22 protein-coding genes and 2 pseudogenes are annotated in these 24,078 nt (G+C 72.0%); 7 read left to right on the top strand and 17 right to left on the bottom strand.

The features are described from left to right. Nucleotides 1–9 precede the first annotated feature (9 nt). The 3 genes from IF37_RS0109290 to IF37_RS40755 all read left to right on the top strand — a co-directional run bounded on the left by IF37_RS0109290 (nt 10) and on the right by IF37_RS40755 (nt 3,584). A complete protein-coding gene (locus IF37_RS0109290) occupies nt 10–1,695 on the top strand; it encodes an amino acid adenylation domain-containing protein (protein ID WP_030739115.1) in 1,686 nt (561 codons plus the stop codon). Nucleotides 1,696–1,803: 108 nt separating this feature from the next. Then, complete coding sequence (locus tag IF37_RS0109285; protein ID WP_030739112.1) at nt 1,804–2,952, top strand: hypothetical protein; 1,149 nt, start codon at nt 1,804–1,806, stop codon at nt 2,950–2,952. Beyond that, nucleotides 2,949–3,584 carry an HAD family phosphatase gene (locus IF37_RS40755; protein ID WP_052845052.1) on the top strand — a complete coding sequence of 212 codons (636 nt, stop codon included), beginning with the start codon at nt 2,949–2,951 and terminating at the stop codon, nt 3,582–3,584. The genes IF37_RS0109285 and IF37_RS40755 overlap by 4 nt, the downstream gene beginning before the upstream one ends. A gap of 134 nt (nt 3,585–3,718) precedes the next feature. Here IF37_RS40755 and IF37_RS0109275 read toward each other — a convergent pair whose 3' ends face one another. The 5 genes from IF37_RS0109275 to IF37_RS0109255 all read right to left on the bottom strand — a co-directional run bounded on the left by IF37_RS0109275 (nt 3,719) and on the right by IF37_RS0109255 (nt 7,219). Continuing rightward, nucleotides 3,719–4,393 carry a hypothetical protein gene (locus IF37_RS0109275; protein ID WP_030739106.1) on the bottom strand — a complete coding sequence of 225 codons (675 nt, stop codon included), beginning with the start codon at nt 4,391–4,393 and terminating at the stop codon, nt 3,719–3,721. A 29-nt stretch (nt 4,394–4,422) separates the two neighbouring features. Beyond that, entirely contained in the window at nt 4,423–4,638 is a 216-nt protein-coding gene (locus IF37_RS0109270; protein WP_030739103.1) for a hypothetical protein, read from the bottom strand. Nucleotides 4,639–4,877: 239 nt separating this feature from the next. Further along, the gene (locus IF37_RS0109265) at nt 4,878–5,240 is read right to left on the bottom strand and encodes a hypothetical protein (protein ID WP_030739100.1); all 363 of its coding nucleotides are present in this window, start codon (nt 5,238–5,240) and stop codon (nt 4,878–4,880) included. Between the two features lie 329 nt (nt 5,241–5,569). Next, complete coding sequence (locus tag IF37_RS0109260) at nt 5,570–6,553, bottom strand: phosphotransferase family protein (RefSeq protein WP_037856094.1); 984 nt, start codon at nt 6,551–6,553, stop codon at nt 5,570–5,572. A gap of 105 nt (nt 6,554–6,658) precedes the next feature. After that, a complete protein-coding gene (locus tag IF37_RS0109255) occupies nt 6,659–7,219 on the bottom strand; it encodes an Lrp/AsnC family transcriptional regulator (RefSeq protein ID WP_253915709.1) in 561 nt (186 codons plus the stop codon). Between the two features lie 136 nt (nt 7,220–7,355). Here IF37_RS0109255 and IF37_RS0109250 point away from each other — a divergent pair, with 136 nt between their 5' ends. Further along, the gene (locus IF37_RS0109250) at nt 7,356–8,042 is read left to right on the top strand and encodes a nitroreductase family protein (protein ID WP_030739090.1); all 687 of its coding nucleotides are present in this window, start codon (nt 7,356–7,358) and stop codon (nt 8,040–8,042) included. Nucleotides 8,043–8,462: 420 nt separating this feature from the next. Next, nucleotides 8,463–10,832 (top strand): glycosyl hydrolase family 18 protein, encoded by a 2,370-nt coding sequence (locus tag IF37_RS0109245; RefSeq protein WP_253915708.1) that lies wholly within the window; start codon nt 8,463–8,465, stop codon nt 10,830–10,832. A 118-nt stretch (nt 10,833–10,950) separates the two neighbouring features. On the opposite strand, the gene ykgO is transcribed toward IF37_RS0109245, so the two are convergent. From ykgO to IF37_RS41785, 7 genes and pseudogenes are all read right to left on the bottom strand, one after another. Next, entirely contained in the window at nt 10,951–11,073 is a 123-nt protein-coding gene (gene ykgO, locus IF37_RS0109240) for a type B 50S ribosomal protein L36 (protein ID WP_006130958.1), read from the bottom strand. 46 nt (nt 11,074–11,119) lie between these two features. Then, nucleotides 11,120–11,377 carry a type B 50S ribosomal protein L31 gene (locus IF37_RS0109235; protein ID WP_030739083.1) on the bottom strand — a complete coding sequence of 86 codons (258 nt, stop codon included), beginning with the start codon at nt 11,375–11,377 and terminating at the stop codon, nt 11,120–11,122. Between the two features lie 64 nt (nt 11,378–11,441). Then, nucleotides 11,442–11,606 (bottom strand): 50S ribosomal protein L33, encoded by a 165-nt coding sequence (gene rpmG, locus IF37_RS39190; RefSeq protein WP_052845062.1) that lies wholly within the window; start codon nt 11,604–11,606, stop codon nt 11,442–11,444. Between the two features lie 217 nt (nt 11,607–11,823). Next, nucleotides 11,824–14,574: an alkaline phosphatase family protein gene (locus IF37_RS0109225; protein ID WP_030739080.1), complete on the bottom strand. Its 2,751-nt coding sequence runs from the start codon at nt 14,572–14,574 to the stop codon at nt 11,824–11,826. 4 nt (nt 14,575–14,578) lie between these two features. After that, entirely contained in the window at nt 14,579–15,955 is a 1,377-nt protein-coding gene (locus tag IF37_RS0109220; RefSeq protein WP_030739078.1) for an ABC transporter permease, read from the bottom strand. Beyond that, entirely contained in the window at nt 15,952–16,968 is a 1,017-nt protein-coding gene (locus IF37_RS0109215; RefSeq protein ID WP_079165633.1) for an ABC transporter ATP-binding protein, read from the bottom strand. Before IF37_RS0109215 ends, IF37_RS0109220 begins: the two co-directional genes overlap by 4 nt. Before the next feature lie 203 nt (nt 16,969–17,171). Continuing rightward, nucleotides 17,172–17,595 (bottom strand): annotated as a pseudogene (locus IF37_RS41785) (asparaginase); the annotation flags it as partial. 97 nt (nt 17,596–17,692) lie between these two features. On the opposite strand from IF37_RS41785, the gene IF37_RS0109210 reads away from it, so the two are divergent. Then, complete coding sequence (locus IF37_RS0109210; protein WP_030739074.1) at nt 17,693–18,568, top strand: PhzF family phenazine biosynthesis protein; 876 nt, start codon at nt 17,693–17,695, stop codon at nt 18,566–18,568. 134 nt (nt 18,569–18,702) lie between these two features. Here IF37_RS0109210 and IF37_RS0109205 read toward each other — a convergent pair whose 3' ends face one another. Next, entirely contained in the window at nt 18,703–19,119 is a 417-nt protein-coding gene (locus IF37_RS0109205; protein WP_030739073.1) for a hypothetical protein, read from the bottom strand. A 342-nt stretch (nt 19,120–19,461) separates the two neighbouring features. Beyond that, entirely contained in the window at nt 19,462–20,229 is a 768-nt protein-coding gene (gene map, locus IF37_RS0109200; RefSeq protein ID WP_030739066.1) for a type I methionyl aminopeptidase, read from the bottom strand. Between the two features lie 138 nt (nt 20,230–20,367). On the opposite strand from map, the gene IF37_RS0109195 reads away from it, so the two are divergent. Continuing rightward, nucleotides 20,368–20,925, top strand: coding sequence for a GNAT family N-acetyltransferase (locus IF37_RS0109195; RefSeq protein WP_030739063.1), 558 nt, complete (start codon nt 20,368–20,370; stop codon nt 20,923–20,925). A 121-nt stretch (nt 20,926–21,046) separates the two neighbouring features. Here IF37_RS0109195 and IF37_RS0109190 read toward each other — a convergent pair whose 3' ends face one another. From IF37_RS0109190 to IF37_RS45615, 3 genes and pseudogenes are all read right to left on the bottom strand, one after another. Next, nucleotides 21,047–22,360, bottom strand: a complete 1,314-nt coding sequence (locus tag IF37_RS0109190) for a cytochrome P450 (protein ID WP_253915707.1) — start codon at nt 22,358–22,360, stop codon at nt 21,047–21,049. A gap of 432 nt (nt 22,361–22,792) precedes the next feature. Continuing rightward, nucleotides 22,793–23,782, bottom strand: coding sequence for an Ig-like domain-containing protein (locus tag IF37_RS0109180; RefSeq protein WP_030739056.1), 990 nt, complete (start codon nt 23,780–23,782; stop codon nt 22,793–22,795). Nucleotides 23,783–23,977: 195 nt separating this feature from the next. After that, nucleotides 23,978–24,078 (bottom strand): annotated as a pseudogene (locus IF37_RS45615) (lytic transglycosylase); the annotation flags it as partial.

The raw sequence follows: 24,078 nt of genomic DNA, 5'->3' as shown, positions 1-24,078 counted from the left end.
CTCCATGAGATGTTCGTGTCCTCCGTCGTACGCCACCCGAACCGCGTGGCACTGGAAGTGGGCGGCCGGACACTCACCTACGCGGAGCTGGACCGGCTGGCCCAGAGGCTGGCCGAACGGATCCTGCGCCACGCCGGTCACCGCCCGGAGCGGGTGGGACTGCTGGCCGCCCGCAGCCTCACGGCGTACGCCGGCTATCTGGCCGCGTTGCGTCTGGGCGCGGCCGCGGTTCCGCTGAACCCTGCGCACCCGCCCGCCCGGCACTCCGCCGTCGTCAAGGCCGGGGCGCTCGACGTGGTACTCGGCGACCACGCGCACGAGCGGACCGGGACGGAGGCATCGGCGCCGGACCTCGGCGTACCGTTCCTCCTCCTCGACGAGGCGTCGCTCGCGGGCCTGACCGACAGCGTGGTGGGAGCGCCGGGTGCCGAGGGCACGGTCGGCGCCGGTGCGGACGGCACGGGACTCGACGCCGGTGGGGACGGCACAGGGCTCGACGCCGGTGCGGACGGCACGGTCGGCGTCGGCCGGGGCAGCGGTGCGGACGGGTATCGGCAAGGCACGGGGACCACCGCGCCCGGGCCGGACGACATCGCCTACATCCTGTACACCTCGGGCTCCACCGGCACACCGCGCGGTGTGCCCATCCGGCACGCCAACATCGTGCCCTTCATCGACTGGGCTGTCGGCGCCTGCGGTATCGGCCCCGAGGACCGCACCTCCCAGAACGTCGAGTTCTCCTTCGACGTGGCCGTCTACGAGATGTTCGTGACCTGGGCCGCCGGAGCCGCCCTGGTCGTGCCCCGTGCCAACGACGTACTGCGTCCCTCCCGGTTCGTCAACGACCGGCGGATCACGCACTGGTTCTGCGTCCCGTCCCTCGGCAGCATCGCCGCGCGCACCGGTTCGCTCGCCCCGGGATCCATGCCGACCCTCACCAAGGTCATGCTGGGCGGGGAGCGGCTCACCGCGGAACAGGCTCGCCAGTGGGCCGAGGCCGCGCCCAACGCCGAACTGCACAACATGTACGGGCCGACCGAGATGAGCGTCGTGTGCGTGCACAAGAACCTCGGCGGCCACGGCCGGCTCGTGGCCGCCGGCTCGAACGGGACGATGCCCATCGGTGAGGTGTTGCCCCACCTGGACAGTGTCATCCTCGGGGAGGACGGGTGGCCCGCGCCGACCGGCGAGTTGTGCCTGCGCGGTCCGCAGCGGTTCGCCGGTTATCTCGACCCGGCCGACGACGACAGCCGCTTCCTGCGCCGACGGCCCGGTGCGGCCGCCTTCGTCCTGCCGGCCGGGGAGACCGTCCGCGACACGGACTGGTACCGGACCGGCGACCTGGTCCGTGAGGAGGCCGACGGCCTGGTCTTCCTGGGAAGGCTGGACGACCAGGTCAAGGTGCGCGGGCACCGCATCGAGGTGGGTGAGGTCGAGGCCCAGCTGACGTGCCATCCCGCGGTCCGCGAAGCGGTCGTGGTCGCCCACCGGTCCGGGGCGGAGGCGACGCTGGTGGCCCACTACACGGGTGCCGTCACCGCACCCGCCGAACTCACGGGCTTCCTCCGTGACCGGCTCCCGCTCTACATGCTGCCGAGCCGCTTCCTGCACCGGGAGGCGTTCCCGCTCAACACCAACGGGAAGATCGACCGCCGGTCGCTCCCGGCCCCCGACCCGGAGCGGACACCGGGCTGATCCCGGGGCGGACACGGACAGCTCTCAGGGCGGGCGCTCCGGCCGAGCAGCGAGCACCCGGCCGGGGCGCACCCGCCCACCACCACTTCGACTCGTTCCGGAGGAGACATGTCAGGCAGCACGACCGGTGAGATACCGAGGGTCCTCCTCATCGGTGCCGGTGACCTCACCATACGGCTGGGTCATCTGCTGGCGAGCGCGGAACCGGAGACGCGGATCGTCCTGGCGAGCCGCTCACTGGAGCGAGCCACCCGCTTCGCGAACCTGACGAAGCTGGCCGCGGGCAATCTCGGCCATGCCCGTGAGGTCGAGGCGGTCGCGCTCGACCTGGCCGACGTGGACCGCACCGCGGAGGAACTCCGGTGCATCCGGCCGACGGTCATCTTCCTGGGGGCGTCCATCCAGGCCGCCCGCGCCATCATGGATCTGCCCGAAGAACTGTTCAGGCGCCTGGACGAGGCGCAGCTCGGCCCGTGGCTGCCGATGCACCTCACGCTCGCGCACGAGTTGATGCAGGCCGTGCGTCTCGCGGAGTCGGAGGCGGTCGTCGTCAACGGCGCGTACCCCGACGCGGTCGGCCCGGCCCTGGCGACCATCGGCCTCGCGCCCGACGTCGGCATCGGCAACATCGGCAACATCGTGCCGGGCATCACCTGGGCCGCCGCCGAGGAGCTGGGCGTCTCCCCGGCAGAGGTCGGCGTGAAGGCCGTCGGACACCACTACTTCAGCCACCATGTGCACCGCTTCGGCGAGGCGCGCGGCATTCCGCACCTGCTCGACGTGCGCGTCGGAGGGACGAAGGCGGAGATCGACACCGGCGCGGCGTACGCGCGGCTGGCCGGCGGACTGCGGCGGCAGGGCGGCAAGGAAGGCCAGCAACTGACGGCCACCTCCGCCGCGCGCCTCCTCCTCGCGCTGCTGTCCCACGGTGAGAGTTCCCTGCACGCGCCCGCCCCGGGCGGCATGGTCGGCGGCTACCCCGTACGGGTGTCGAGCGACGGCGTACGGCTCGACCTCCCGCCCGGCATCGACCCCTCGGCGGCGGAGACCGTCAACCGGCAGTGCCAGCGACTGGACGGGATCGAGCGCGTGGCGGCCAACGGCACGGTCCACTTCACCGAGGAACGCATGGCGGTCATGCGGGACATGCTGGGCTACCACTGCTCGGAGCTGAAGGTCACCGAGGCACGCGCCGCGGCGACGGAACTCGCCGGGCGTTACGACGCCTTCCTGCGCCGGCACGGTCTCGGCGCATGACCGCGCCGACCGTGCTGTTCGACCTCGACGGCGTACTCGTCGACAGCCAGGACGCCGAGGTGCGGGCTCTGCTCGACTTCGCCGAGAGCGTGCACGCCCGGGTCCCGGCCGAGGGCTTCGCCGAACTGGTCGCGGGCCGCCGCATGAGCGAGTCGGTCGGCATCATCGGACAGCACACCGACACCCCGCTGCCGGACGACGCGGTGGAACAGGTGAGGGAGATCGCCGAGCGGTACCTGGGGACCCGGTTGCGTGCCACGCCCGGGATGGCGGAAGCGCTGCGGGAGATCACGACGCACCGCTACGTCGTGTCGAACTCACCCCTGGACATGATCGAGGACCGCCTGCGCCGGACCGGCCTCGCCGGCTTCTTCGACGGCCCCCACTTCTCGGCGTACGAACTGGGGACCTGGAAGCCGGACCCCGGGCTGTACCGGCGAGCGGTGGAACTGCTGGCGGTGGACCCCGAGACCGTCGTCGCGGTGGAGGACAGCGAGGTGGGAGTGCGCTCCGCCCACGACGCCGGTCTCCGGGTCTGCTGGTACCGCCCGGACCACCCCGAAGAGGCCCGGTGGTCCGGCCGCATCCGCGTCTTCGGCGACATGAGCGCCCTGCCGAAACTGCTCGGCTGACACCCAGGTGTGCCAGGACTCCGCCTATGGCAGGCCGGCAGGGTGTGAGTTGCCACCGGGTGGCGAGCGCCATGGGGTGTCATGCCATGCGCTCCCGGTTGAGTGCTCGAACAGGTCCTCAGTGGGTGCCGTCGCTACTCGGTGAGCGCGTCCGCCATCTTCGCGAATTCCGGAGGACTGAAGTTTCCCCGGCTCAGGGCAGCGTTGCGGAGGGAACGCGGACGCACCACGTGCTCGTACGAACCCAGTTGGGGCACCGCCACCCGCCACGCCGAGGCCGCTCGTCCGAGCACGATCACCGCCCCGCGCTCCACCGCGCGTCGCACCAGGGCGAAGCCGTACGGCTGCGAGGGCAGCGTGATCGGCAGGGGCTGCCAAGCGGCGGAGTGATAGCCGTGGAACTGCACCGCCAGCACACGTCGGGCCAGGAGGTCGTAGGAGTGGCCGAGTTCCAGCAGGCCGCGGAGTGTGCGCCGCCACCACAGGCCTCCCGGTGTGTCTCTCATGTCCTCGGCCAGGAAATGGTTGGGGGCACCCCCGGGCGACGCCGTACCGGCCAGCGACCGCTCCGTGACTCCGTCCCGCGCGTACATGGCGGCATCGTGCGGGCTGCGGCCCGGGTTGGCGAGCAGCACGACGAGACGAGCATCGTGAAGGCCCAGGAAGGGCTCGGGCGGGAGGCTCAAGTCCAGGCGAAGGCGGGGCTCGTCCGCGTTCAGCGTGGCGTTGAATGCCTCCAGGTGGGGCAGGTCGGCGGGGCATCCGTACGGCGGGCGGTCGGGTATCCGCGCCCAGGGGTTCTCCGTCATGCGGGGAGCCTAGGGGGTTTCGTTTGGGATCAGGCGGCGTCGGACGAGCGCCGGCCCTGGTGCGGACGGGTGAGGGGGTTCCGCGCGCCGCCCTTGCCGCCCTGGATCAGACGCAGGTGCCGGGAGCGGGTGTGGGCGTGGCGGGGGCGTCGGGGGGTGCGGGCGAGCCAGTCCTCGACGCGGTCCATGCCGTACAGCAGTACGGTCATGGCGGGCAGCAACAGGCAGGCGACGATGACCGTCATGTCGGGCTCCCTCGGCGGCGGACAGCGCTCTACGGGTTCCCCTGTGGCTTCCGGTCAGCGGTCCGCTCGTGTGAGAGTCCCGTGTGCCTCGTCCACGCCCGCTGTCACCGGGGCCGGTCGGCAGTCCGGTCTCGCGAGCGGGCGGAAGGGAGCGGCGGGGCGACGACCGGACCGCCTACGGCGCTCCGGTCGCCCTTCGCCCCACAGGCGGTCAGGCCGGTCCCCGGCTGCGCGCCGAATCAGTTGAAGACCAGTACGTCGGTACGCATCGGCAGCGGGCTGCCCCAGCCGATGTTGATTTTGAACGTCACCACTCCGTTGCCGGGGGCGATGCTGGACACCTGGAACGCCGCTTCGCCGACGAACCGGTTCCCGCTCCCGTCGGTCTCCGAGGCCGTGACGACGACGGTCGAGTTGACCCCGATGACGTTCCACGGGATCTGGAGGTTCCACGTCCCGTTCCCCGGGGACCAGGTCCACCAGCCCCGCCACACGGCGGTGACATTCCCGCCGATGGCCGCGAGGCCCTGCGCCTGGCCGGCGGACTGCGAACTGCCCGTGATCTGCGGCACCGCGGATGCGGGTGCGTCGGCTGTGGTCATAGCCGCTCTCCTCACGCCGGGAGAGCCCCCCAAGAGCCCTCCGGATACTCTGAGTATCATTGGATGCACGGAGCGCAACAATCACTCGCAGGGGTGACTATCCGGCGTGTCGTCAGATCTTCCACGCGTCCATCGCCTAGACGGAATCCGGCTCGTCAGAGTGCATTCCCGTGACGTCTCCGACAAGCGTCGGCAGGGTCCGGGGCGGCAGGCCGCTCCGGGGTGCACGCGCCGGGCAGCCGCCCGTCAGGTGACGTCGAGTGAGCCGGGTCAGGACCCGTTCGTGTGGCTGGTCGCCTGGCGGGGCGTCGCGAGGGCGCGGCGGCGTTTCAGGCGTAGCGGCCGAGGAGGGCCGCGATGTACTCCTCCAGTCTCCGGGTCAGGACGCCGGACGTCAGGTCGGCGCGGCCCAGTTCACGCCAGGGGACAGCGACCTTCTCCGCGTCGGGGGCGAAGCCCAACGCGTCCAGCAGCCGCCAGTAGAGGTGGTCGGCGCGATCGTCGGTCAGGGTTCCTCCCGCGTCGACGTAGCGGTCGGCGAAGCGCATGCCGGCGGGGGTTCCGTGCAGCAGGGCGAGGGCCGTCGAGCAGTGGGCCACGTCCAGGTCGGCCGGCCCCCAGGAGGTCTCCACCCAGTCGACGACACCGCTGATCCGCAGGTCGTCGCCGGTGCCCGTGAAGAGGACGTTGCCGGGATGGAAGTCCCGGTGCAGGAAGCACCCCGCATGGGCCGGGGGCTCCCGCCGGATGACGTCGACGGCCCGCTGCCAGAGTTCGGGCCGCTCGGTGGCCGCGGGCGGAGTCACCCGCTCGGGAGAGGTCCAAGCCTGGTAGGCGCGCGGTCGTCGGCGCGCGGGCACCGGCTGCCGGTGGATACGCACCAACTGCCGGGCGAGCAGGTCAGCGCGGTCGTCGGCGCCCTGGTCGCCGAGGCGCACGGTCCCCGGCAGCAGGGACATCAGCAGGGAGGGGTGGTCGCAGTACCGCGCCGTCGCGTCCACCGCCGCGAGCGTGGCCGCGGGCACATCCGTCTCTCCGAGCAGGCGCAGGACGGCCGCCTCGCGGGTCAGCAGGCCCTCCGCGTGCCGGGCGTAGAAGGGCTTGACGAAGGACCGCAGGACGAGGGAGCGCCGGCCACCCGGACCACGGAGGTCCAGGCGGCGCATCTCCGACGTCCAGCCGCCGCGCAGTCGTACGACGTTCTCGATGTGCTCCGCCTCGGGCAGCCCCTCCTCCACCCAGGAGCGTGTGGCGGCCCAGCCCCGGCTGTCGTGCTCCGCGCCGATCTCGTCGGCCCCCTCGTCCGCGCCCACGACGGCAGACTATCCGTCCCCGCGTGAACGCGTCCCGGAAAACCGGACACGCCGGCGGCGTCGCCGCGCCGCCGGATCGGGCCGCCCGTGCCGGGGGCTGTTTGTTCAATGGCTTGTTTTCCGCCGGCGCGAACGATCTTCCGTCACGGCGGCCCGGTCTGTGCGGCGACCGCCCGACCGGGGGCTTTCCGACAGACCGGACAACTCGTCGACCAGGGGCTGGACCCGGTAGGGGATGACCGCGCTCAGCGTGATGACCGTCGTGCTCCGACGGACGCCCGGCACCTCGAGGACCTGGTCGATCACCTGTTGCACGTGCTGGTTGCTCGTGCCGGCGACGCGGCACCAGATGTCGCCGGGGCCCGTCACGATGTGGGCCTCGAGGATCTGCGGCACGGTCCGCAGGCGCGCGGTGATGGCCTCACGGGCCGACTGGTCGACCTCGAACGTGGTGAACGCCTGGACCACATGGCCGAGTGCGGCGACGTCCACGTCCGGACCGTAGCCGGTCACCACGCCGGAGCCGATCAGCCGGTCGAGCCGTGCCTGCAACGTGCCGCGCACGACGCCGAGTTGGCGGGCGATCTCCAGCAGGCCCGCACGCGGGCGCTCCCGGAGCAGGCGCAGCATCCGGCCGTCGAGCGGGTCGAGTCCCTGGCGTGCCACCGCACCTGCCGATCTGCGACCTGGGAGGCACTCCTACGCCTCATTCCTTGTCAGATTATCAATGTGGTGGAGGGTCTGTTGCCTATTCGTCTGTGAGTGGCTCACGCTGTGGACTCCCGGTCCACGAGGAGAAGTCGTGAGGCAGCACACCCACCCGTTCGTCCCTTACCGGCCCGACCGGTACGACGAGGCCGAGGCGGTCCGGCGCGGGAAGGACTTCGTGTCGTTCCTCGACCGCCGGCGCAGCGTGCGGTCCTTCAGTGACGAGCCGGTCCCGCGCACATGTGTCGACCTCGCCATCGCCGCGGCGAACACCGCCCCCTCCGGGGCGCACCTCCAGCCGTGGAGGTTCGCCGTGATCGGCGACGCCGAGACCAAGCACCGCATCCGGGTCGCCGCCGAGGCGGAGGAGCAGGTCAATTACGAGGGCGGACGCATCCCGCCCGAGTGGCGCGCGGCGCTCGCCCGCCTGGAGACCAGTGCGGACAAGGGCTACCTCGACGTCGTGCCGTGGATCGTCGTCTGCTTCGCCGAGAAGAGCACCGCGATGCCGGACGGTTCGCTGCGCAAGAACTACTACGTGAACGAGAGCGTGGGCATCGCCTGCGGTCTCTTCATCGCCGCCCTGCACGCGATGGGGCTGAGCACCCTGACCCACACGCCCAACCCGATGGGCTTCCTCACCGAGATCTGCGAACGGCCCGGCAACGAACGGCCCTGCATCCTCTTCCCCATCGGCTACGCCGCGGCCGACTGCGAAGTCCCGGACCTGGCACGCAAGTCACTGGCGGAGGCGACCGCCGAGATCCCGGCCACGCCCTGACCTCGCGGGTGCCTTCGTCCGAGCGGCGAGGGCCACGCCGGTCTCGGCAGCGGTGGCCGCGGCGGCGCACGCCGACAGCCCGGCGGGGCACTCGCGCGGGCGTCGGGTCCCGGCCGCCCGGGGGCCGGCGGGGTGCGCTCACCGCGGCGTGTTCGCCGGTCATGGCGCCGGAGCCCCCGTGCGCGGTGTTCAGCGGGGAGGAGGGGACCTCCCGAAAGGTGCCGGAGCCCGCCGGCACCGGACCGACAGCCACCGGCAGAGCGCCCGCACGGCCGTCCGTCGGCGGTGGTGGGCGCGCCGCTCGGCATCGCACCCGTTGACGCATTGGTCCAGACCTTCTACGTTGTGAGCGCTCGGTCCGGCAACGCGCACGCACGGTTCACCTCACCCCTGTACCACCCCACGACAACAGGGAGAGCCATGTTCCACCTGCGCAGACCACCGCTCACACCGTCTCGGGGAAACCCCTCCGGAGCGCCCTCGGGCAGCCCCGGACCCGGCGCCCGGCGTCGCGGTGTCCGCCTCCGGCTGTGGGGCACGGCCCTGGGCACCGCGCTGCTCCTGCCGTTCGCCCTGCTCACCGCGCTCGCCGCGCCCGCCCACGCGACCGGGACGCTGACGGCGGCGTTCACCGCCCAGGACAACGGCTCCTGGTGGAAGGGCACCTACGTCGTCCGCAACAGCGGATCGGCCGCCGTCAGCGGCTGGAGCCTGGAGTTCGACCTGCCGGCCGGGGTCTCGGTGACCGGCCACTACAACGGTGACGCGACCGTCTCCGGGCGGCACGTGAGCGTGAAGAACGCCCACTACAACGCCGGCGTCCCGGCCGGCGGCAGCACCGAGCCGTACAGCTACTGGTTCATCGCCAACGGGCCGATCGGCGCCCCGACGGGCTGCACCGTCAACGGCGACAAGTGCGACGGCACCCCCGACGTCCCGCCGACCGCGCCCGGCGCGCCGGAGGCGACCGCGGTCACGGCGCACTCGGTCGCGCTGAGCTGGGCCGCAGCTCAGGGCGGCGACCACAGCGTGGCCTCCTACGAGGTGCTCAGCGGCTCGGCCACCGTGGCCACCGCGACCGGCACCTCGGCCACCGCCACCGGCCTCACCCCGGCGACGGGCTACACGTTCACTGTGCGCGCCAAGGACACGCGCGGGAACGTGGGACCGGCGAGCGCCCCGTTGACCGTCAAGACCGTCGATCCGGCGACCGACCCGACCCCGCCGACCGCGCCCGGCAATCTGCGCACCACCGGCAGGACGGCCTCCAGCGTCGACCTGGCCTGGGACAAGTCCACCGACAACGTGGGCGTGGCCGCCTACGACGTGTACCGCGGCGGCACGCTGGTGAAGTCCGTCGGCGCGGACACCACGGCGGTCTCCGTCGACGGCCTCTCCCCCGCCACCGCCTACACCCTCACCGTCAGGGCGAGGGACACCGCCGACAACGCGTCACCGGCGTCGAACGCGGTGACCGCCACCACGGACGACGTGGCCGGGCAGGGCAAGCAGCTCAAGGTGGGCTACTTCGCGCAGTGGGGCATCTACGGGCGGCAGTACTTCGTGAAGAACCTGGACACCTCGGGCGCCGCGGCCAAGCTCGACGTGATCAACTACTCCTTCGAGAACCTCGACCCGGTCAACCTGACCTGCCAGGCGGGCGTGACCAAGGGCGTCTCCGCCAACCCGCAGGACCCCGACGAGGGGACCGGCGCGGGTGACGCGGACGCCGACTACGCGCGTCCCATGTCGGCCGCCCAGTCGGTGGACGGGGTCGCGGACGACGGCTGGGGCAAACTCCGGGGCAACTTCAACCAGTTGAAGAAGCTCAAGGCGAAGTACCCGAAGCTGAGGGTCGTGGTGTCGCTCGGCGGCTGGACGTACTCGAAGTTCTTCTCGGACGCCGCGGCCACGCAGGCCTCCCGGGAGAAGTTCGTCAAGTCCTGCATCGATGTGTGGATCAAGGGTGATCTGCCCGTCTACAACGGCGCGGGCGGCCCGGGCACGGGCGCCGGGATCTTCGACGGCATCGACATCGACTGGGAGTGGCCCGGCTCCGAAGGCCACCCGGGCAACCACTACGGCGCCCAGGACAAGGCCGATCTGACCGCGCTGCTCGCCGAGTTCCGCAAGCAGCTCGACGCGCTCGGCGGCGCGCACCGGCTGCTGACCGCGTTCACCCCGGCCGACCCGGCGAAGATCTCCGCCGGCTGGGACCTGAGCCGGATCTTCGACTCCCTCGACTACGCCAACGTACAGGGGTACGACTTCCACGGCGCCGGCAGCGACAACTCCTGGGAGCCCAAGCGCACCGGGCAGGGGTCCAATCTGTACGCCGACGCGCAGGACCCGTACCCCTTCCACTTCAGCGTCGAGAACGCGATCAAGGTGTATCTCGACGCCGGGGTCAACCCCCGCAAGCTGACGGTGGGCTTCCCGTTCTACGGGCGCGGCTGGCAGGGCGTGACCGACGGCGGGGTCGCCGGTGAGTGGCAGGACGCGGGGGGCGCGGCGCCCGGCCAGTTCGACACCGAGGCCGGGGTGCGCGGTTACCACAACCTGATCACCAGCTTCCCGTCCATGACCGTCCGCCATGACGAGCAGTCCGTCTCGACTTACGGCTACACCGGTCCCGGCGGCCAGTGGTGGACGTTCGACGACGCCTGGTCGATCGGGAAGAAGACCGCCTGGATCAAGTCCAAGGGGCTGCTGGGCGGCTTCGTCTGGGAGATGTCCGGCGACACGCCGAACGGTCAGCTGATGACCGCGCTGAACGACGGACTGAGGTAGCGGGACCGCGGCGCTCGGCGCCGCGCACGGAACCCGGGCGGACGGCGGACCGCCCGGTACCACGGGGCCCGGCACCCCGCGTGCGGTGCCGGGCCCGGGTGTGCGGTGAGGCCGGTCGTCAGCCCTGGCGGGCCTTGAAGCGGGGGTCCTTCTTGTTGATCACGAAGGTCACACCCCGCCGGCGCACCACCTGTGCGCCGGGCTTGGCCTTCAGCGAGCGCAGCGACTTGCGTACCTTCATGGCGGTCTCCTTCGGGTGGGTCGACTGGGCTGGTGGGTCCGGGTCGTCAGCGGCGGGCGGCTCCGCGGCCGTAGCGCCGCTCGAAGCGCTCCACCCGGCCCGCGGTGTCCATCACCCGCGAGGTGCCGGTGTAGAACGGGTGGCTCGCCGACGAGACGTCCACGTCGACGACCGGGTACGTGGCCCCGTCCTCCCACTCGACCGTCTCGCGGGCGTCGAGGGTGGAGCGGGTGAGCAGCTGGAAACCGGCCGCGCGGTCGCGGAAGACGACGGGGCGGGAGACGGGGTGGATGTCATGCCTCATGGGTGGTGCCTCCTTGCGGGGCCTCCGCCGCGGATCGGCGGAGGCGGGGGTCAGCGAGCGTTGGTCAGCGTTCTTCGCGGAACAGGACGTGTCCGCCGGCCACCGGGTCGTACTTGCGCAGGGCCAGCCGGTCGGCGTCGTTCGAACGGTTCTTGCGGGTCACGTAGGTGACCCCGGTACCGGCCGTCGACTTCAGCCTGACGACGGGCCGTGTGGTGCCGCGTGCCATGAGGGACTCCTTCCGTCCGACATCCTCCGCGTCGGTCGACCGGACCGACCGCTTCGACCGGTTCTGCATTGACTCGGTCATGTCAGACGCTCGTATCAACACCACCGGGCGGTGGCGCATTCCCGCCCGTCGCCGGTGTTCCTCGACCGGGAGGCGGAAGGCGGAAACCCCTGGCGGGCGGGCGCCTGCCAGGAGTTCTCGCCGGGTGCGGGCCATGTCAGCCGTCGGACTCCGGCGACGGGATGTAGGCGCCGGGCACGTCGTTCGGCGCGTAGATCCTCTTCTCACCGGGGTACGGCCGCGTCCAGTTGTGCGTCTGGTACCAGGTGAGGTGGTTCATCTGCGCCGGGTTGGCGAAGTCGGGGACGGCGTGCGGTCCGGTCAGACGCTGCCGGGACTTCCAGGTGTCCCACTCGGCCGCGAGGGACTTCTTGTCCGCCGGCACCTTCGCCGCGGGCACGGCCGCCGCCTTGGGGTCCTGCGCGGCCGGGGTGTCCACACCGCAGGACGGCGGGGTCTTCAGGCCGTCGGTGAGCGGGGTCCGGTTGGGCAGCGCGGTGAACGGCGTGTAGTCCGGGTGCCGGGTGAACACGCCCCGCATCGGGGTGGCCGCGCTGTCCTTCTGGTTCATCGGGTGGATCCCGAGGATCTGCTCGATGGTGCGGATCAACGTGATCTGCGAGTAGTAGTGGTGGTCCACGACACCGCGCCGGGCCCAGGGGCTGATGATCTGGACCGGGGCGCGGTGGCCGTCGACGTGGTCCAGGCCCGCCTGGGAGTCGTCCTCCACGACGAAGATCGCGGAGTCCTTCCAGTACGGGCTGTGCGAGATCTCGTCGACGATCCTGCCGGTCGCGAGGTCGTTGTCGGCGACCTGGGCCGCCGGGCTCGCCGGACCACCGGTGTGGTCGCTGGAGAGCCAGAACATGTTCAGGTTCGCCGGGCCGTTCTTCTCGAAGTCCCGCTTCCAGATCTGCTCGCGGTAGACGTCCGGGACGCTGGTGTCGAACTTCGGGAAGCCGGGCACCGACACGCTGTTGAGCGACGGGATCGGCGACGACGAGTTCAGCGGGTAGGCGGTGCCCTGCCCGGTCGCGGCCATGTTCCTGGCATCGCAGTACAGGTTCTGCCAGCTCGCCCCGGCGGGCTTGGTCAGGAACTGCTGGAACTCGCCGAAGTCGCGCACGGATCTGCCGGCGGCCTGGGCGCCCGTCCACAGGAAGCCCGACTTCTGGTGGCCGAGGGCGTCGTCCTCGGTGTCGTAGCTGCGCGCGTACTCGCCGGCCGAGGACTCCGTGTACTCCGGATTGTCGGCCTGCATCAGCCAGTTGTGGCCCTCGGCGGAGTTGGTGCCGATGTCGTAGGTGTTGTCGTACAGCCCGAACCGCTCCGCCAGCGCGTGCTGGTTCGGTGTGACGTTCGCGCCGAACTGGGTCAGCGAGGGGTCGCCGTCGCCCTCGGCGACGTCCCCGAAGACCTGGTCGTAGGTGCGGTTCTCCTTGACGATGAGGAAGACGTGCTTGATGGTCGACGGGTCGCCGATCCGCCGCGGGACCGGCTGCGGCTTCGCGTGGCTCCTGCCCTCGGCCAGCGTTACCGAGCCGGCGGTCCAGCCGTTCTGGCGGAAGACGTCGGCGGTCCGGGAGCGGATGACCCGGTCACTGGGCAGGGTGAACCGCGTCAGGCTGGAGGTCGTGTCGTGGGTGCCGTGGCCGGTGCTCGCCGGGCGGCGCGCGTCGATGCCGCGGGTGTGGGAGACGACCACCTCGTTGCCCGTGGCGGCGACCTCGGCGGGGAAGTAGTCCGTCGGGAGGAGGCCGACGTAGCTGACCGGCTCCTGCGGGGAGGTGTAGCGGTAGACGGCGACGGCGTTGGCGCGGCCGAGCGTCACCAGCAGCCGGCCGTCGTCGGTGAGCGCGACGGCGTCGGGCTCGTAGCCGATCGATGCCTCGGGCCACGGCTGGGTGGAGATGGTCTGTACGACCTTGTCGTTGGCGGTGTCGATGACCGACACGTCGTTGTCCGCGGTGTCGGTGACGAACACCGCGCCGCGCCGCGCGTACACCGCGGTCGGGTGCAGTCCGACGTCGACGGTCCCGACGGCGCCGGAGGGGTCGGCCAGGTCGATGACGCTGACCGTGCCGGTGGTGGTGGCACCGGTCCCGGAGTCGGCCGGCACCTGGGTCCCGTAGGAGTTGAGCGTGGACTCGCCGGCCTTCGCGGGCCGTCCGCCCTCGTTGCCGACGTAGAGCTTGTCACCGACCCGGGCCATGCCGCGCGGGGCGTTGCCGACCGTCCAGCTCCGCTGGACGGTGCCGGTCGCCGCGTCGATGGCGACGACCCGGTTCTGGCCGTTGACCGCGGCGTACACGGTGGCGCCGTCGGCCGAGAACACCGCGGCGGCGGCCAGGGCGTGCTTGCCGCCGTCGGCCGGGATCCTGACGGTGACCGGGTCGGCGAGGGTCCCGTCCTCGTGCACCGTGAACCTGGTGTAGCCGCCGGTCTGGCCCAGCCACAGCTGCTTGCCGTCGGGTGAGTACGTCGGGCCTTCCTGCCCGACGGCGCCGCTGCCGATCCGCTGGTCGTCCACGGCGGAGGTGCCCACGCGCTGCTTCACCCGCCCGGTCGCCAGGTCCACCACGACCAGCGCGGCGTCGCCGTCGGCGACCGAGGCGGCGAGGTGGCCGCCGTCCGGGCTGACCGTCGACGACATGATCTTGCCGTCGTCGATGACGAGGCGGTCGCCGTACGGGGCGAGGTACTGGTCGGCGGCGACGACCTGTCCCTTGTCGGTGACCTGCCCGACCTGGTCGGTGCCGAAGTGGCGGGTGTCGGCGAGGGCGGTGCCGGTGGCCAGGGCGGCCGTGGCGATACATGCCGTGACCAGGGTCGCCCGGCGGCTGACCCGTCTGCCGAGCAGGACGTGGTACTCCTTCTCGGCCGGCCGGCGGCGGCGCGTTATCTGCATGGCGTCATCCCTTCGGGGAGGTGGAGAGCAGGGCGACGTTGCCGTCGAACTGCCACAGCGGGTTCGGTGCGTCGCCTGTCGGAGTGCGCACCAGGAAGTAGCCGTTCACTTCCTTCGGTCCGTCGCCGTCGGCGACGAACCGCCCGTCTGCCGTGATGTCGAGCTGGTAGACGGCCGATCCGGTGGCCGTGGCGCCCGGCAGGTGCCAGGAGACGACGCACCGCCAGTCGTTGCCCGGCCCCTGGGCGCCGTCCCCGACGCCGGCCTTGGTGCACGCCGCCGCGGTCCCCAGCCGCGCCTCCGTGACGGCGGGGCGGTGCAGCTGCCGGGTCTGCATGCGGTACAGATGGGCGAACTCCGTGGCGAGGGAGTGCTCCACCCGGGTCTGCTCGATCCCGGAGCCGGTGGCCGTGGTCGTCGCCGCCAAGACCGCGACCGTCGCGCCGAGCAGCCCCGCGAGCGGCAGGGCACCGGCGGTGACCGCGCGGCGCGCCGAGCCGTCGTCGGTGGGGTTGGTGAAGTCGCGTCGCAGGAAGAGGACATGGGCCAGCGCCGTCGCGGTCACGGCCCACAGCAGGCTGACGGCGATGCCGATCAGGAGCGGAGTGAGCTGCGCCGGGCTGGTGAACAGCCCCTTCCAGTCGATGAAGGCGTCGCCGGGCAGGGCGAGGCGTACGGCGACGGGGAGCGGCAGCATCTGGGCGAGTTGCATCGCCAGCGCGACGAGCGCGGGCAGCAGCAGCCCCATCGGGGAACGCCCCAGTGCGACCGACCCGAGGAGCCCGATCCCGCCGAGGGCCAGGGTGGGGGCGAGCACGCAGGCCCAGGCGAGGAGGACCCTCACCGCCGCGTCCCCCGGCGCGAGCAGCCGGCCGTCGAGGCCGACCAGCGGCTGGTCGCCGACGGTCAGCAGCCCGCCGGCCGTGCTGGAGGCGACCAGCCCGGCCACGAGCAGCAGGACGACGGTGAGGCCGGCCAGCGCCTTCGCCGCGAAGACCCGCCGGGGCGAGCGCACGACGACGAGCAGGTGGCGCCAGGTGCCGAGCCGGTCCTCGGCGGCGAACACATCGCCGGCGACCACGGAGGTGAGCAGCGGAAGCGCCCAGGTGCCGGCGAAGCCGAGCGTCACCAGCGGCCCGGCCCAGCCGGTGGCGTGCATCCAGCGGCCGAAGAGGGTGTCCGTGGGCAGCGTGCCCTGCCGGGTGACTCCGGCCACGAAGAGCGCGGGCGCGATCCAGCAGGCGAGGACCAGCAGGCGGATGCGCCATTGCGAGACGAGCTTGACCACCTCGAAGCGGTAGCCTCGGGCAACTGAGACACGGCCTGAACCGGTGCCGTGCCCGGGATCGGCTACGGCGGCCGGGGTCACGGTCGCGGTCATGAAACGGCCTCCTGCCGCTGGACGTCGGTCTGCCGCGCACCGGCGGTGCCGTCCCCCGTCTGCCGTACACCGGGGACGCGGGCCGTTGCCGGCTCGGTCAGCGCGAGGAACGCCGCCTCCAACGGGGAGACGACCGGGGTCAGTTCGCGCAGTGCGATGCCCGCGTGGACGAGCCGTGCCACCAGGTCGTCGAGGGCGGGCACCAGCGCGCGCACCACGAGCGCCTCGCCTCCCTGGCATCCCGCGGTGTCGTCGGCCACGTGGATCGCGGGCGTGTCGTCGGCCAGCCGGCGTGCTCGTACCGGATCGGAGGTGACGAGCCGGTAGTCGAGTTCACGGTTCTCGTCGGCCAACTCGGCCAGCGGCCCGGAGAAGACGACCCGTCCGGTCGCGAGGAGGGTGACGTCGGAGCAGAGCGCCTCCACGTCGTCCATGCGGTGGCTCGACAGCACGACGGCGGTTCCCTGCCGCGCGAGCCGGGTGAGGACACCGTGTACGTGCTTCTTGCCGGCCGGGTCCAGGCCGTTGGAGGGCTCGTCCAGGACGAGCAGCCGCGGCCCGGTGAGCAGGGCCGCGGCGAGGCCGAGCCGTTGGCGCATGCCCAGGGAGAAGCCGCGGACGCGATCGTCGGCGACGTCCGTGAGGCCGACCTCCCCGAGCGCGTCGTCGATCGCCGCCGACCGCGTGTCACCGCCGCGCAGGGCGACGAGCGCGGCGAGGTTCCGCCGGGCGGTGAGCGAGGGGTACAGCCCCGGACCGTCCACGAATCCGGCCACCCCGCCGGGGCCCTCGAACGCCCGGCCCACCGGCCTGCCGAGGATCTCCAGACTGCCGCCGTCGGCCACGGCCAGGCCCAGCAGCAGGCCGAGCAGCGTCGTCTTGCCGGCACCGTTCGGCCCGACGAGACCGTGCGTCTCCCCCGGTGCCACATCCAGGTCGACGCCGTCGAGCGCGACGACGTCGCCGAAACACTTGGTGATCCCGCGAGCCCGGATCGCGAGCTGTGAGTCCATGAGCCCCTTCTTTCGAAAGCCTCATGGACCTTAGGAAGCTCACACGACACCGACAGGGATCGCCGGCTGAACGCTCGGGGAACGGAATCCCAAACGGGAGTCAACAGGTGCCTGCCGCACCGGAAGCCGTCTACTTCGCGTGATCCGCCCCGTCCTGACCGGGCGTCGGCACCTGGGGAGCGGGGGCGGGTCAGAACACCGGGCCGCACCTCCCCCACTTCCCGGCCGCCGCCCAGGACCGGCGTCCGGCCGATGCGCTCCACGACAGGTGCCGTCACGCCGAGGAGGCGCAGGGCGCGCGCGAGGACCGGTCCGAGGGAGCGGGCCGCGCCGTCGTCGACCTTGAGGGCGAGGGCACGGCCGTCGGGCAGCGCGACGGCTCGGACGGCCTCCGCGCCCACCTTCGACAGGACGCCCGGCACCTCCCGGATCAGCCAGGTGTCGCGGCGGCGGGTGCCCGCGACGTACTCGGGGTGGGCGCGCATGGCGTCGGCGACGCGCCGCTCCGGACTGCCGGGGGCGGCGCGTCGCGAAGGAGCGGAAGGCGCGGGCCAGCCCGGTGAGAGTGATCGCCATCAGCGGTGCCCCGCAGCCGTCCACCCCGACGGCGGCCACCCGCTCTCCGGCCGGCCGGGGAACCGCCCCGCCGCGCCTCCCGCGGCCCCCGCCTCCGCCTCCGTCGCGTCCAGGAATAGCGGTGCGTTCGCCTCGTGTTACCCCCGGTATGACGACGAACGCGCCGCAGCCCGAGGTGTTGCGCTACACCGCCTTCTCCAGCACTCCCGGCGGCGGTAACCCCGCCGGTGTCGTGCTGGACGCCACCGCCCTGGACGACGCCGACATGCTGGCGATCGCCGCCGACCTCGGATACTCGGAGTCCGCCTTCCTGACGGCGCCCCCGGAGGAACTCGGCGGCCACGAAGGACGCGCCTACAGCATCCGTTACTTCAGCCCCAAGGCCGAGGTGCCGTTCTGCGGACACGCCACCGTCGCGGCCGCCGTCGCTCTCGCCGAGCTGACGGGCCCCGGGGAGCTGGTGTTCGCGACGCGTGCCGGCATCGTGCCCGTGGAGGTGGCCGAGGAGAACGGGACGGTCCGGGCCACCCTCACCAGCGTGGAACCGCACATCGAGGAAGTCTCCGACGACGACCTGACGGAGGCGCTCGCCGCGCTCGACTGGCAGGCTGCCGATCTCGACCCGGACTTCCCGCCCCGGATAGCGTTCGCCGGTGCCCGTCACCTCGTTCTCGCGGCGGCGACACGCGCGCGCCTCGCCCACCTCGCCTACGACTTCCCACGCCTCGAAGCCCTGATGCACCGCCTGGACCTGACCACGGTGCAACTGGTGTGGCGGGAGTCGGCCACCGTCTTCCACGTCCGGGACCCGTTCCCCGTCGGCGGCGTCGTCGAGGACCCGGCGACCGGCGCCGCGGCCGCCGCGTTCGGTGCGTACGCCCGTGCGTTCGGCCTGGTCCCCGAGGACGCCGTCCTCACCCTGTACCAGGGCGAGGACCTGGGCCGTCCCGGGGAACTGACGGTGACGCTGCGCGCCGATGACCCGCGTGTCCGGGTCAGCGGCACCGGGACGCGCATCGGCTAGAGCAGAGCCGTCGCACCCCTTAAAAGGGCCGGCGGGCGCTGCGGGGACGGCGGCCCGTGCTCTACCGCACGGCCCCGTCCTCGTCGGCGGGGCCGGCCGCACGAGCCGCCCGCCGGGACCGGCCGTCGTCCCGCTCAGTACCAACCGGTACAGGTGATCGCCGTGTTGTAGCCCGAATCGCCGCAGGCGCGCATGAGTTTGCCGTTGCTGTCCCGCCACGCTTCGGTCCAGACGCTGCCCCCGCTGCTGATCTCCCTCCAGCCCAGCTGGGGCTCCCAGGTCCGGCCGCCGTCGCTGCTGCGGTCCACCCAGACGTGCATGCCCGGCGCGCCGCCGACGATGCGGCCCCAGGCGCAGGTGCTGTCCCCCGCGCCGTTCGCCCGGAGCTCGATGCCCTGCCCTTGGCCTCCGAAGGCGGTTCGCACGGTCCTGCCGTTGTCGTTGTTGCAGCCGTCCGCCGCGCTTGCCGCCGGGGCGCCGGCCAGCGTCAGCAGGCCGGACAGCAGCGCCGCGGCCGAAAGGGCGGCCGCCGTCTTCCTGGTCGTACGCATCGTTCGTTCCCCATTCATGGCTGAAGTCGTCGTACCACGTGCTCGGAGTGTGTGCATTCGGGGAGGTGATGCCCATACCGGACAACGCAGGTTGACGCCGGAAATGGCGCATGCCGCGTCGGCGCCGACGACGGCGTCCGCCGTGACGGGCGGCCAACCGCTCACCCCGTCCGCCAGTTGCGTGTCCCGCCCCCTGTCGCTCGGTGCGGACGGACGCCGCTCCCTACGGTCGAGGCCGACCGGATTCCGACCACTCGTTCAGGTGAAGGCCCCGGCTGAGCGCAGGTCTCCGGGCCCGATGACGACGCGTCGGGCCCGGCGGTCCGTGCATCCGGGAGGACGTCAGGGCAGGGTCAGGACGCGGGGGCCCTGGTCGGTGATGGCGACGGTGTGCTCGAAGTGGGCGGCCCTGCTGCCGTCGGTGGTGCGCAGGGTCCAGCCGTCGGCATCGGTGCGGTAGGTGTTCTCCCCGCCGGCCATGAACATGGGCTCGATGGCGAGGACCAGACCGTGCCGGAGCGGGAAACCGCGGCCGGGGCGGCCACGGTTGGGGACGTGGGGGTCTTCGTGCATGCGGCGGCCGATGCCATGGCCGCCGAAGTCGGCGGGCATGCCGCAGCCCGCCTCGCGCGCGACGGTGTCGACGGCGTGCGAGATGTCGCCGACGCGACCGCCCACCCGGGCGGCGGCGATGCCCGCGTCGAGGGCCTGCCGGGTGGCGTCGATCAGCTCCAGGTCGCCGGGGCGTGGCGTGCCGACGGTGAAGGTGACGGCCGCGTCGCCCGTCCAGCCGTCGAGTTCGGCGCCGCAGTCGACGCTCACCAGGTCGCCGTCGCGCAGCCGGTAGCCGGTGGGGATGCCATGCGACACGGCGTCGTTGACGGACGTGCAGATCACGGCCGGGAAGGCGACCGGAGCGAAGGACGGCCGGTACCCGAGGAACGGGGAGCCGGCTCCGGCCCCGGCCAGGACCGACCGGGCCGCTTCGTCCAGATCCGCCAGGGACACCCCCACGCCGGCGGCTTCCCGTACCGCGGCCAGTGCGTGGGCCACCACACGCCCGGCCTCCCGCATCGCGTCCAATGCGGCATCGGTCTTGATCTCCACCATGCGTTCGACTCCCCAGAGCACATCGACCCAATACTTATACCGGTATTAGTATCACGGTCGTGGCCGGGTGACGGCGGGCGGCACCCGCGTCGGCGTGCCTCTCGGCCTCGCGCGCACCGCGTCGTGTTCCAATCGGGCATGGCATCGTCCTGGACCGGTGAACGGGTACGTCTCCGCGCTGTGGAGCCCGACGACTGGACGGCGTTGGCGCGCTTCGCCGACGACGACGGGCGGCGAGTGGGCCGGCTGGATCCGCCGCGGTCCGCCGAGAGCCATCGTGTCTGGGCGAGGGAGCAGGCCGTCGCCGCGTGCGATGGCGACCGCTTCCGGCTGGCGGTCGAGACGACGGCCAGGGCGGAGCTGGTCGGCACCGTCGGCTCCCACCGCACCGGCACTCGTTCGGGCTGGTTCGAGTTCGATGTCATGATCGGCGCCGACCACCGGCGCAAGGGTTACGCGACAGAGGCCATGGTGCTGTTGCTGCGCTTCATGTTCGCCGAGCGGCGCTACCACAAATGCCTGGCGGCGGTCCTCGCCCCCAACGAGGCGTCACTGGCGCTCATGCGCCGGTTCGGCTTCAGCGAGGAGGGGCGCCTGCGGGAACACGTCTACTTCGGTGGCCGGCACCACGACCTCGTCCTGATGGGCATGCTCGCCGACGAATTCGCGCGGCGGCACACGCTGAGCGGCCCATGACAAGTGCCCCCACTACAAGTGCCACACGACAAGTGCCCCACGGCGAGGGGCTCATGCCGAGAGGCTCACAAAGAGGCGCTCACGGAGAGGCGCTCGTGACGAGTTGCGGGGAGGCGGCCCGTCACCGCACGCGGGACCGCCCTTGGTCGCGCGCGGTGGCGCGCAGGCGCAAGCCCGAGGTCGCGAGACCTTCGAACGTCGTGACCCGGTAACCGGGTTCCGGTCCGGGCGGCTCGCTCATCCGGTGGCAGCGGGCTGTCTGCGCGGTCAGCAGTGTCAGCATCGCCATCGCCAGCGCGGCTCCCTCGCAGCCGTGCGGCCCGGTGCCGAAGGAGAGGAAGGCCCCGGGCTCGCCGGGCGAACCCGGATCGTCGAGCCAGCGCTCGGGCCGGAACAGGTCCGGTTCGGGGTGTTCCCGCGCGTCCCGGTGGGCGGTGTAGGGGCAGACGAGGACGGTGGACCCGGCGTCGATGGCGTAGTCGGCGAGTTCGGTCCGTCGCGGCGCGCGCCGGGTCAGCAGCCAGCTCGGGGGGTGCAGTCGGAGCACCTCGCGCACCAGCGCCTGGGTGTAGCGCAGGTTGTCGAGGTGGGTGCCGGTCGTCCCGGCCGGGTCCGCGGGCAGCGAGGCGGCTTCGGCCGCGACGCGGTCCGCCGCCCCGGGGTACCGGGCCAGGTGGAGCAGGATCCATCCGGCTGCCCGGGTAGGCGCCTCGAAGGTGGCGACGGTGATGCCGGGAAGCGTGTCGAGAACGGCCTCTTCCGGCAGGGTGCCGTAGCGGGAGGAGGGCTGGAGCATCTGTCCCAGCACGTCGTCTCCGAGCCGGCCCGATGAACGGCGCCGGCGGACGACGGGCCGCAGGGCGTCGGTGAAGGCGGCTTGCTGCCGGGTGCGGAACCGCCGTGCCGGCGTGGGGATCCACCGCGGCCATTCCCAGCGTGAGGGGCGTACGAGTACTTCCCGGGCGAGGAAGAGCTGTGCGGCGAAGGGCAGCAGGGCGGGCGCGTCTTCGGAGAAGAGGTAGTCCACGCCGATCTCGGCCAGGGCGTGCCGGACCAGGGGCAGGACCTCGACGTCCCGGTCCGTGGGCCACCGGTCGGCGAAGCGTGCGGCCCCGGGCGCGATCTCACCGACCCGGGCCGCGACCGCCTGTGCGCGCAGTCCGCGCATACGGGCGGCGTGGGCGTGCACACGCTCCTCGGGCGTCGGTGCTCCACTCGCCCCCCGCATCGGCGGGAAGAGGGGCGAGGGGGCCTTGGGGAAGTCCTGCGCGCGACGCAGCACCGCTTCGCACGCGCCGGCCGTGGCGGCCACGTAGACACCCGGTTCCAGCTGCCAGACGTCCCCGCATTCGTCGGCGCCACGGCGTGCCACGGCCAGCCGGTCACGGTTCCAGGCCGCGAAGCTGCCTCCGGGCAGCCGCGGCGGCTCATTCATCCGGCCCATGAGATCGTCCTCGACTCTCGTACCCGTCCAGGCCGATGTCGTCGGTGGTGTGGCGGGGAGCCGGCGGGCGTCCGGGGGCGCCCGCCGGGAGTGCCGTCAAGACCTAGTCGCCGGCGTAGGCGTCCCATTCGTGAGCCCCGTACGCACCGTAGTGGCGGGTGAAGGACAGCTTGCCGAGCAGCTTGGCGATCATGATGCGCTCCTCTCGCCTGTCTGAGCGCTTCCAGCCGAGGGTTCCGGTGAACCCGCCAGCACCAATTGCCACATTCGCCATCTTCTCACACATGCCATATATGTCATATTCGGGGCATTCGCCGTGTACGCGAATATGGTAAGTGTCTTGCGGAGGAACGTCCGGGCTTCAGAGGGCGATCCGCCGCCCGGACGGCCACCCGGAAGGCCACCGGGACGGCCGCCGGAACGTCACAGCGTCCCGGTCGTCCCCTCGCCCGACGCGCTGCCCGCGAGCCACTGGTCCCAGCCCAGGTTGAAGGCGGCATAGCCGTTGTCGGCCGGGGCCTTCGCGCGGGGCGAGCCGGTGATGGTGACGGGATCGCCCTGCTTGACCTGGCCGTAGAACCACTTGGCGTCCGACAGGGACAGGTGGACGCAGCCGTGCGAGCCGCGGGCGCTGCCGCCGCCCGGGGTGGGGTCGCCGGTCGAGTAGTGCACGTACGTGCCGGACTGGGTCAGGTGGACGTCCCAGGGCAGTGTCAGGTCGTAGTAGTCGGAGCTGCCCTTGTCGCAGCTGATGCCGACGCTGCACGAGGTCATGTGGACCTTCTCCTGCTTGTCGATCACGGCCATCGTGCCGTTCCAGGTCGGATACCGGGCACTGCCGGCGTTGATCGACAGGGTGCGCACCGCCTTGCCGTTCCGGGTCACCCGCATGGTGTGGCCGGTCACCGAGACATCCGCGCGCACATCGTCGCCGACGGTGAAGGTGTGCGTGTAACCGTGCACACCGAACCGTCCGTTGCCGTTGCCGACGCCCTTCATGTCGGCGTCGATCCTCACCTTCGTACCGGAGGGCCAGTACGTCTTCGGCCGCCAGTCCGCGCGCTTGTCGCCGAACCAGTGCCAGGCGCCGGCCACCGGCCGCGAGGCGCTGACCTTCAGGTGCTTCTCCACCGTGGCCCGTGCCTTCGCCGCCACCGGGTCGGTGAAGACCACCGAGATCGGCATGGAAACGCCGACCGTGGTGCCCGTGCGCGGAGTGATCGTCTCCAGCAGCATGGGCGGTCCCGCGGGCTTCGTCGGTGACGGTGAGGCGGTCCGGCCCGGTGTGCCCGACGCCTTCGCACCGCCCCCGCCGGTCTTGTCACCACCGCCCCCGCCGCAGGCGCTGACACCCATCAGCAGCGCCGCCGTGATCAGTGCGACTCCCGCTATACCGCCGTTGCGCCGTCCCACCACTCGCTCCGCTCTCTCGTCCGTCCGCTCCCGCCAGGTCCGCTCCCTCTCAGACGACGGGGTGCGGGCCGCAGTTGCGTGCGACGCGTAAAACGAACTTCAAGAAAGAGAGGTCGGGGGTTCTGCGCGGCCGCGCCGGGCGCGGATCGTCGTGGTGCTGCCCGCGTGCGTCAAGCCCGGGAATTCCAGGGGGCTTCAGTACGCGGAGTTGACGTTGTCGATGGAACCGTAGCGGTGCGCGGCGTAGTTGGCGGCGGCGGTGATGTTCGCGACCGGGTCGGTGGTGCTGTGGGCGG

The organism is Streptomyces sp. NRRL S-31 (assembly GCF_000718775.1).
GTDB lineage: Bacteria > Actinomycetota > Actinomycetes > Streptomycetales > Streptomycetaceae > Streptomyces.
This window is presented reverse-complemented; position numbering and strand designations above follow the sequence as displayed.